The sequence below is a fragment of the Pseudomonas sp. DE0010 genome, assembly GCF_007680745.1.
GTDB classification, from domain to species: Bacteria; Pseudomonadota; Gammaproteobacteria; order Pseudomonadales; family Pseudomonadaceae; genus Aquipseudomonas; species Aquipseudomonas parafulva_B.
In genome coordinates this window covers 43055-52134 of the sequence record NZ_VEJQ01000028.1, presented here as the reverse complement: position 1 = coordinate 52134, position 9080 = coordinate 43055, and the positions used below count along the sequence as shown (strand labels likewise).

General features: G+C 53.6%; 8 protein-coding genes. 4 read left to right on the top strand and 4 right to left on the bottom strand.

The window, feature by feature from the left end; translation table 11 throughout:
- Positions 1-153: 153 nt before the first annotated feature.
- Positions 154-675: a cysteine hydrolase family protein gene (locus FS767_RS18880; RefSeq protein WP_144967408.1), complete on the top strand. Its 522-nt coding sequence runs from the start codon at positions 154-156 to the stop codon at positions 673-675.
- A 300-nt stretch (positions 676-975) separates the two neighbouring features.
- Positions 976-2184, top strand: coding sequence for a PD-(D/E)XK nuclease family protein (locus FS767_RS18875; protein ID WP_144967406.1), 1209 nt, complete (start codon positions 976-978; stop codon positions 2182-2184).
- Positions 2185-2710: 526 nt separating this feature from the next.
- On the opposite strand, the gene FS767_RS18870 is transcribed toward FS767_RS18875, so the two are convergent.
- The 3 genes from FS767_RS18870 to FS767_RS18860 all read right to left on the bottom strand — a co-directional run bounded on the left by FS767_RS18870 (position 2711) and on the right by FS767_RS18860 (position 5438).
- A complete protein-coding gene (locus FS767_RS18870; protein WP_144967404.1) occupies positions 2711-3742 on the bottom strand; it encodes an MAE_28990/MAE_18760 family HEPN-like nuclease in 1032 nt (343 codons plus the stop codon).
- Positions 3742-4926: a DUF262 domain-containing protein gene (locus tag FS767_RS18865; protein ID WP_144967402.1), complete on the bottom strand. Its 1185-nt coding sequence runs from the start codon at positions 4924-4926 to the stop codon at positions 3742-3744. Before FS767_RS18865 ends, FS767_RS18870 begins: the two co-directional genes overlap by 1 nt.
- Before the next feature lie 296 nt (positions 4927-5222).
- Positions 5223-5438, bottom strand: a complete 216-nt coding sequence (locus tag FS767_RS18860) for a hypothetical protein (protein WP_144967400.1) — start codon at positions 5436-5438, stop codon at positions 5223-5225.
- A gap of 1265 nt (positions 5439-6703) precedes the next feature.
- Here FS767_RS18860 and FS767_RS18855 point away from each other — a divergent pair.
- Together FS767_RS18855 and FS767_RS18850 are read left to right on the top strand one after the other, a co-directional pair.
- On the top strand, positions 6704-7213 hold the full coding sequence (locus tag FS767_RS18855; protein ID WP_144967398.1) for a Panacea domain-containing protein: 510 nt from the start codon (positions 6704-6706) through the stop codon (positions 7211-7213).
- Positions 7206-7628, top strand: a complete 423-nt coding sequence (locus FS767_RS18850; protein ID WP_144967396.1) for a hypothetical protein — start codon at positions 7206-7208, stop codon at positions 7626-7628. Before FS767_RS18855 ends, FS767_RS18850 begins: the two co-directional genes overlap by 8 nt.
- A gap of 392 nt (positions 7629-8020) precedes the next feature.
- Here FS767_RS18850 and FS767_RS18845 read toward each other — a convergent pair whose 3' ends face one another.
- Positions 8021-8788: a hypothetical protein gene (locus FS767_RS18845; RefSeq protein ID WP_144967394.1), complete on the bottom strand. Its 768-nt coding sequence runs from the start codon at positions 8786-8788 to the stop codon at positions 8021-8023.
- Positions 8789-9080 lie beyond the last annotated feature (292 nt).

Sequence of the window (9080 nt, the reverse complement as noted above, 5' to 3'; positions counted from 1 at the left end):
CGCTCGACCCCGACAACCACCACCACGACCGCCCCTGGCGGAGCGTGCGAGGTGTCGTGAGCACATAGCGAACAGACTTCAAAGGCCCGCCAGTGATGGACAGGGCCTTTTTTGTGCCCTTGCTTCGCTGGCCTCATGCAAGGAAACGCACGAATGTACGCGCTAGTGATTCTGGATATTCAAGTTGGGTTGGTGCATGGCCAGGAAACGCCATGGCGTTGCGAAGCCCTGTTGGAAACCATCAATGAACTGATGGACAAGGCGCGCAGTGCTGGCGCGCCGATCTTTCTCGCCCGCCATGTAGGGCCCGCTGGCTCGCCGATTGCGCCGGACAGTGCATTGACGCAACTTGCGCCGGAGCTGCGGCTTGCGGGTGGCGAGGTGGTGTTCGAGAAGCACCGGCCCAATGCGTTTACGCGGACGGGCCTGGCTGACGATTTGCGGGCACTTGGAGCGACCGGGGTGGTGATTACCGGGATGAAGACCCAGTACTGTGTGGACAGTACCTGCAGGGCCGCTCGGGATCTTGGGTTCGAGGCGGTGCTGGTTGCGGATGGGCACAGTTGTACGGATACCGCGCAGATGCGGGCTGAGCAGATTGTGGCGCATCACAATGCGACGCTTGAGGGGGCGTTTTGTGAGGTGGTATTGGGGCGAGATTGGACTTTCAGGTGATTAGTACGGTGATGCCTGCATGGGCGGGCGTTACGAGAGAGCGCGTATCGTGTCGAAAGAGGCCTGGCCTCGCGCCCTGTTGGCTGTGGAAGCAGGCAAGCCGATTACATCTGATCTAGGAAAGCGCGAATCGGTGACCGTCTGGATCAATGAATACGTAGCTCGCGGCCTATATCATCAGCCCCGAGTACGATCCAACGTGATGGTTGATGTGCGAATGTCTGATCGCTACAGCACGCCGTTGATATCTAACTCGAGCCCGAACCACGGGACAATGCTGAATCTGATTCTGGACAAATAATGAGCATGGACAAAGCGCAACTGTTGTTGAATCAGGCAGGCAGCCTGGTGAGGGAGACAGAAGCCAAGCTCGCAGCAAGCGGTGAGCTTTTCAATATCTTCTCCATCACCCGAATCGAGCGGGCCGAGGTCAATACCCATTCTGCGATGATTGCAGAACTCTTGAACCCCAAGGGCCGCCACGGTCAGGGTGAATGCTTTCTAGAACTGTTCCTGGCGACAATGGGCTTCGACTACGAAGGCAGCATCAGCGATGCCAAGGTCAATAAAGAGCAGTTTTTTGCGGGCTACGGCCGTGTCGACGTGGTGATCCACCTGCGGGACCACCTCATCCTGATAGAAAACAAGATCGACGCCCCTGACGGCAACCAGCAACTCAAGCGCTATAACGACATTGGCGAGGTCTCACGCAAGCCGTGGCAGTTGTGGTACCTGACGACGAAAGGCACGCAAGCGCACGCAAACAGTCACTGCGGCGTGAGTTACCGCCAACTGTCCTACCAGGAGCACATCCTCGGCTGGCTTGAGCAGTGCATCAGCATCTCGACCGCAACGCCGGCGCTTCAGCACGCGTTGCTCCAGTACAAGCATCTGGTCCAGAAAATCACCGGGCAAACCATGACGCATACAACACGACATGCACTGATCGAACTTCTCATTGCCGGCGACAATTTGCAGGCTGCCGAAGCCATTGCCCAGGCACTGCCCCATGCGAAGGGGACGGTGTTGTTTGGCTTCTTCAATGCAGTACGACATGGGTTGTCGGCACAGTGCACACCGGTGTCAGCGCCGCCTGGCTTTTCTGGGCATGACTGCAGCGAGGAGAATTGCCGCAAATGGTTCTATCCCAAGGCTTCGAGATTGAAGCACGTGGGGCAGTTTTTCGACATTGGCGTCGATGGCATGCTGCTTAGAATTGAGGTTGCGTCTGAGGCGCTGCACTACGGGGTGGTGCGGATCACGGGCGGGAAGATGGCGAGCGAGGGTGAGTTATCTGGGCAGACGCTTTCATTGCCTTCAGCTTTGATGTGGAGGAATTGGAATGCGTTTAAATGGTATTCCTGCCTGTATCAGGACAATGTTGCTAGCGGCATGGAGGGTTTGTCTGATGCTGGGCCGTTGGTCATGGAGGTGCTGCGTGTGGTGGATTTGATCAGATCGGGCGAGGTGGACCGGTCTGGACTGCAGCTCGAAGGTGCATTGAGCTGAATCGCTGTCGGAGTTTGATAGACCCGTTAGATCGTTGGGGCCGGTCCGACGCCCCGGCAAGGCCGCTCCGGTGGTCGTGTGATGCCCTGGAGTGACGGGATAGGCTGCTAGGCCGTTCTGAGTGAACAGCGTGGTGCACTGAGGCGGCTTTTGCGGGGGTTCCAGAGATTTTAGTGGCCTTCGCTGGAATCTGAAGTGGTGCGGAGACAGGAATCGAACCAAACACCTAAAGCCCATGTAATTCGGCAAATTAACCGCAAAAAGCGCTATCCATATACCTAAACGTATACCTAAACCCAAATGTACCACCCGGCACCTTGAAAATGACAGCCCACCCGCCCGCCAACTCACCACGGGCCATATCAACACCTCGCCCTTGATGAACGCCCCACCACAGCGTCATACCAGCAGATCCTCCTGCTTTCTTGCGCCGCCTACAGCGGTGAAGCGTTGCTTCGCTACGAAGAATCTCGACACCCAGGGCGTTATGTGCGGCTTGAATCATTACCGATCAGCTAAATTTAAACTAAATAAAACGGATCAACTCACACCCAACCTTCGAACTAACACCTATTGCAAGGCCCACCTCAGCCTCTTCAACAACGATTGCCTTCGATACATCATCTCCATTTAAGCGCACGCTTTGCACGCTCACCAACATCGCTACCCCATCACCATACACATATAGAGGATCATTAACAGAAATTTCTGCATTGGAAATTTTTGCGACCACAATCCCTCTACTAAACTTTTCTGATATCACCCCCACCACTTGAACTCTACCTATCTCTTTCGCTCGACGCAAAGTATCATGCTGAACAAAATCCACTATACTCTGACACATCGCCTCAAAAAAATGACTGATCTCTATTAGAACATCCGCACCAAGAACATCATCAACTTCTCCATGGGCGGCTTCATTTCTATATTCGACAATTTGTTTAAGCTCACTGGCCGCTGTCTCTGAAAGACGAGACTGGTCAGCAAAAAAGCTCTTCATAGCAGAGTGAGCATTTATCCAACCTTCAATTCCACTCAAACCACAATGACTGAACAAACGTTGCAACTCAGGCATTCTCAGGTTTTGCTCAGCTCGTATTAATGCCTCGGGCTGAAGTTGATATCCCGCCCGTCCCGCCAACGCATCACCAGCTGCACTTAATACACTATCGATATCAAGCGCTTGATAACGCTGCTTATCTTGGTCTAACAAAATCTGACCAATACCTCGCGTATACTTCGCTTTGAAATCGGTTCCAAGATCGCTAAAGCTATAGGAGCCCGATAGAAATACCAAGTACTCTCGCAGCACTTGTAAAACAAATGACTCATACAGGGCATAAATCCTGGTGACTGCCGAGCAATGGTCTATTACTTTCCAATTAGTTGCATCCGGAGCATAGCTCAGCATCTCATCGACATTAAAACATTTTTCCGCCTCAGCCTTGCACACGAAACTCATCGCGCCTATTTTTTGGCGCATCATATTTGAGAAAGATATATGTTTTCGTACAGCACCAATCGCCTCAACACATCGTTCAAGCAGCGCTGTATGCATCAGACTAACGCCTCTTCGATCATTTCAGAGAACAAACGAATTCGAGTCAAAATATCTTCTTTCGTATTGCCTCGCCCGGTAAACGTACCGGCCTCATGCGCTTCAAACATTCTCTTTGTTGCGTCTACGATCTCAGCAGCCTTAGCTCGCACAAGATGTGCTCTTGGCAAGAAGGAAGACATTCCTACCATAACAGCATCGTAGTACGCTTTTTGCGGCTTCTTAGCCCATGCGCCAGTTCCGGCATCGTAAGGTCTAAAAAGCAGATCACCGTAAATATCGGAGGCCAGATCTAGGGTATCGATAAACTCACGCTCAAGTATTTCGATATCTTGCTCTGTAAAATCGGCCGCCTTACGCATATATAGATCTAGAAAACCTTGCATACCGTTACTATAATGCGCAGCATGCCTTAGAGCGAAGAACCGAAGAACCATCTCCACATCCTCCATCTTGGCATAGATCACTAAATCCAATAGCCCTGGAGTTTCATCTATCTCATTTTCAACATATTGCGGTATTCCCCATGCCTCACGAAATGCCGACCGACGAGAAAGCCTATCAATTAACTTATTGAGACGACCTCGGTACAGCGCATTCCGGATTTCTTGGCGTGTCAACTCAACACCCCCAGTATTCAAGCGCTCAAACACAGTCTCTCGTAGACTCGATGCTTCATCCTCATCCGTGGTGGATTCTTTAAGCAAAACGATAGAAGTGATAGATCGCCGATCTAGACCCGCCTGAATCTTTTCTGGAAGTGTTTGATAGCTCCGACCATTGATCTCTGGCCACTGAGTCAAACCGGTAAGCTCAAACTTACCTGCGTAAAACTCTCTCAGTGCCGTGATACGTTGCTGCCCGTCCATCACCTCGTAGGAATTGTATTCTTTCTCATAGAGGAATACCGGAGGGACTGGAATGTTCATTATAAATGATTCAATCAGAAGGCTCTGTTTCTCAACTGACCAGCGAGGCCGCCGCTGGTAAAATGGTCGAAGATCCATGTAGCTATCTTGCTTCAGCAAAGAGACGAAACCAGGCAACTTCTCACGGTTGGTTTCAATGACAATGCGTCCCTCGCCTCGCGCGTAGCGTTCATTGATTTCAGCATCAGTGGACCGAGCAGCCTTCACCTTAGGCTGTTTGACCCACAGAATCTCCTCGCTTGGTGAAAGTGACATCCGCTATCTCCTCATTTTTAAGTAGCTAACCAGCGTTAGCTCAATCTTTCTTGCTTAATTTTGCCTGAACACCAGCACACAAGCCCAGCACAAATCAATGTCCTCGTCATAGCATGGGGGATCGGGCAAATCCGGTGGCAGTGAGGCTTCATCAGCTCGTCGCGGGGAGAGGATTCAGCGGAGCCGACTTCTCAGATTCAAAGAGGCGTTCTACCGTGTCGTTTGGCGCAACGTAGAGCCAATGGAGCGCATCATGATTGGTGGCCTTTTCCGAACCGATCAGCCTACGCTGCAAGTTACCCGACACTTGCAGCCACCAGTTCCGCGATACCCCGTCGCACGGCGCAGATGTTGTCATCCATGGTCGCCAACGCGCCATTGACGTTACCTATTACTGCATACGATCCGCGCTCGCCAACCCACTTGGCCAGTTCCTCCACTGAGGCCCTAAGCGCGTCTTGGTTGTGACTGAGGCGTTCAAGCACCTCGGCCACGGTCCGTAGCTCTTTCATCGATGCCTCTCCCTTAGGTTGTCGAAGAACCATAGTCGGTCGGTAGCGTCTGGCAAATGCTCTAGGAGTCTCCGTCTCGGAGGTACCTTTGCCGCTAGGACGTGGTGATCTCCACCATTCCTTATCCGTGGTGGTGGCCCTGGTTCCCGCTTACACAAGGTGCGCCACGGATTTGTGCCGCGCCACCTTGGCCGCCATCTTCGCAGACCCGACATGTCATATTTTGGCAGGTTCTGGACCACCCGTTTTTCCCTTGACGAGCATTCGCGGAATTTCTTGACGACGCCCGCTCCAACTGGCCTACCAAAGTCAGCGCCAGCTCTAGCACAGCAAGGCTTACAGCCGAACCTGCTTGAGCGCCAGCGACGCAATCCGTCAAGAGTGGTCAAGAACCCCGTCAAGGACTGTCAAGGGCGAGAATAGGGTGAGAGCCATTCTGGACAGACACTCGACGGAGACCCAACGGCACATGCGCGCAGCCGCGGACCTACGCGCCTCCCGACCCACCTAGCCTCCTGCTGGCGCCCTGAATCCGTCCAGAGCCTGTCCAGAATTCGGGCTTCGGCATTAGACGGGACTGTCCTCGCCAACCCATCACGCATAGGCCCAGGCCAAGCCCGGCAAGTGATCCAGCGCAGGGAGCCACCGCTTACCGTCTAGTAGGGTCTAGTGCTGGTCTAGTTTCACCAGGCGATTCTGGACGAGCGTGCGGCCGAGCAGACCACCACCAGATCGGCAGCCTATTCATCACGCGCCATAGCGCCAGCATCATAGCGCAACACCAGCTACGATCCGTCCAAAGCTGTCCAGAATCCGTCAGAGGTCTGTCAGGGGTATGAGACGGCCAGGGCCTCGACTTTGACGGCCTCCAGCACCGGCCAGACCTCAGACGCCCGGACGCAAGGGCCACTGCTATCTGCCTGGCCCGTGATCCGTCAAAGCTTGTTCAAAGTAGCGCCCAGCACCACCAGCAATGTGAGACGGCGCCGACTCCAAGGTTTTGTCGGCACGGCCAGGTGCCCGGCCTCGGGCGTCCAGGCAATGCGGGTTTCGTCTCATGCCTGTCTCACATTCGGTAAAGGCTGGGTAAAGCAAGCCAGCACTCTGGGCACTCCCCTATGCAGGGCCGCCCATAGTGAGGTACAAATAGAGACAGATGGCCATTGACATGGTATGCCCCATGGCAATAATCAGCGTCCCTGTTGATAGCCAACCCGGGTGTCCCCATATCCTGGGGGTGACCACTCAGCCCAAAGGAGGTGCTCATGGCTTACTCAGCGCTAGCCGTAGCGAATGCCTTCATAGAGCAAGGCTTACGCGGGAATATCCCCAGATTGACCCCGATGAAGCTTCAAAAGCTCCTGTTCTTCGCCCAGTCTTGGCATTTGCGCAAGAATGGTCCAAATGCGCCGCTTTTCGATGACAATTTCGCTCGTTGGAAGTATGGCCCGGTGATTCCTTCGCTTTACCATGAGCTGAAGACTTATGGTTCGAGCCCCATCACCTCTATGTTAAGAAACGTGGAAAACGATGATGAGGGTGGCTTCGTACTGGTCACGCCATCGATCCCTGCATCAGACGCCAACGCTCATGAGCTGATTGACGCAATCATCACAAAATACGGTCGTCTCACTGGCTCACAGCTCTCCTTCCTAACCCACGAGGATGGCACTGCATGGCAGTTGGGATTGGAAGACGGCGAGGCTAATGGCTCCGTGATTACTTGGGAACAGATGGCCAGCCATATCCACCCGCCGAGCCGTATGCGTGGCTGAGAAGGCTGACAGCGGCCTGTCAAGCCTTGATCTTTCGGATATTCCCTCTGATCCAAGCGGGGTAGACGAACAGCCTGTGAACGAAAACCCTTCACGGGTCAAAGACGATGAGCGACGGGAGCACGTCAAGTCACTGGCCTCAGATCGCGCTCTACGCGAATCTTATGCCGACAAGGCGTGCTACATCGTGGTCGGTTGCCTGTGGGGATGGGCGATTTTCCTTCTATTCGCAGGCTGGACCAAGTTTCACGACAAGCCCGTTTTTTCTGATCAGACAATTGCAGTGGTGACCACTGGGGTCACTCTGAACATTTTCGCCGCCCTCCTGACAGTGATCCGCGGCTTGTTCCCCTCCCAAGCCAAACCATCCTCGGCCAAGAAGTCTAAGGGAAAGGGCAAGCGCGGCAAACGTTGATCTCCTCTTTGATTGTTTCCCGTGCGCATCGCAGTAGAGATTCCTCCGCCTTGCTGATCCCTACACAGTGCGTCGCTTTCGACAAGGTAGGGACCTGAGAAAATCTGAGGTTTGATCAATTGCCGCTGGGCAGCAAGCATTGTGGTTATCATGTGGTCAGTCACTGAGGCATGGTGGTCATCAGAAGCCGCAATACCGTGGAAACCAGAGTGGAAACCTGGGTGTGGAAACCATAACTTTTGATAACAGGCAGGCCGCCCAGGTTCGCACAAAAGGTTCGCGCATAGGGGTTGCGAACCTTTATCGCGAACCACTGGTGCGAACTGACTGCCCTTGCGACATGATCGACTTGAGCAGGCGTTTGCATCGGATTTGACTTGCAGGACAGGCAGTTATGAGTGGGGCAGCGTTGAAAGCGGTGGACGATAATCGGGATGCCCCTCGGTGCGCTCACCACGGGCTGAGGCCCAAAAAAATTTTGCGTAATGTTTGTAGACGTTGGCGGATTCCGATAAGTCGTACGCCATGCCATTCACCACACTCAACAGTAAACGTAGGATCTCGAGATTATCTTGATAAAATGCTTCAATCTGGTCATCAGTCGGCCAGGCACGCATTTCATCGTCTTTTTCTCGTCCTGAGGCATCCAATTCTGCCACTGATACAGGAACACCTGGCAACTGCCGGTGCGCCAAATGCTCGTGACGTAGGCGCTTCAGCTTCTCTAGGACCTCAAAGGCAGTACCACCCTGGCTGTATTTTCTGATCAATTTCAGTACTTGATTACGTCTAGAGGTTAGCTCTTCCCTCATACGGTCTGGGACAAACATGGATCTAAGGCCTAGGCGTCGCGCCCTGTACTGAACTAGGGCTTCAAAGAACGCCTTATCACCCAAATGGTGCGCAATCACGCTCATCCTCACGGCCCTATCGTCCTTATCCCACAGACGCGTAAGCGCTAGGATTAGCTCACGCCGCAGAGACATACGGATGATCTGAAAGGCATGGGACGCATATGAAGTACCTATACGGCTATGAAGGTCGGTGTCATATGCCGCAGGCCGCCATGTCTCATGGAACATAACTGCCAAATCGACCTCCTGCCGGGCCGTATCGACGATGCTCTTCAATCGCTCGATCTTTTGCTGGCTATCTTCCATTTGCTTCGTCTGCGAGTCAGTTTGGTCTGAGTGTAATGTGTGGGGACGAGAGAGGATCTGCAAGTTGGCGAACCACCGACGCAAACTCGCCCGGTACGCGCACCCGGCTGCGTATTTCGGGGGATCACGCACTCCACCTGCGTGAGGATCGTGCTTGAAGCACTGCGCGAAACAGGGCCGGCACTGCCTGCTGGAGCTTCCTATCTCGTGGATACCAGCTGATCTGTTCCGCGCCGGCGACACGGCCAGACGTTGACAAATGTTGACATGAGAAAGGCCAACGCCGGAGCAA

Bases quoted from the DNA above. Each gene is read 5' to 3' on its own strand.
- FS767_RS18880 (WP_144967408.1), top strand. From the start codon at position 154: ATGTACGCGCTAGTGATTCTGGATATTCAAGTTGGGTTGGTGCATGGC.
- FS767_RS18875 (WP_144967406.1), top strand. From the start codon at position 976: ATGAGCATGGACAAAGCGCAACTGTTGTTGAATCAGGCAGGCAGCCTG.
- FS767_RS18870 (WP_144967404.1), bottom strand. From the start codon at position 3,742: ATGCATACAGCGCTGCTTGAACGATGTGTTGAGGCGATTGGTGCTGTA.
- FS767_RS18865 (WP_144967402.1), bottom strand. From the start codon at position 4,926: ATGTCACTTTCACCAAGCGAGGAGATTCTGTGGGTCAAACAGCCTAAG.
- FS767_RS18860 (WP_144967400.1), bottom strand. From the start codon at position 5,438: ATGAAAGAGCTACGGACCGTGGCCGAGGTGCTTGAACGCCTCAGTCAC.
- FS767_RS18855 (WP_144967398.1), top strand. From the start codon at position 6,704: ATGGCTTACTCAGCGCTAGCCGTAGCGAATGCCTTCATAGAGCAAGGC.
- FS767_RS18845 (WP_144967394.1), bottom strand. From the start codon at position 8,788: ATGGAAGATAGCCAGCAAAAGATCGAGCGATTGAAGAGCATCGTCGAT.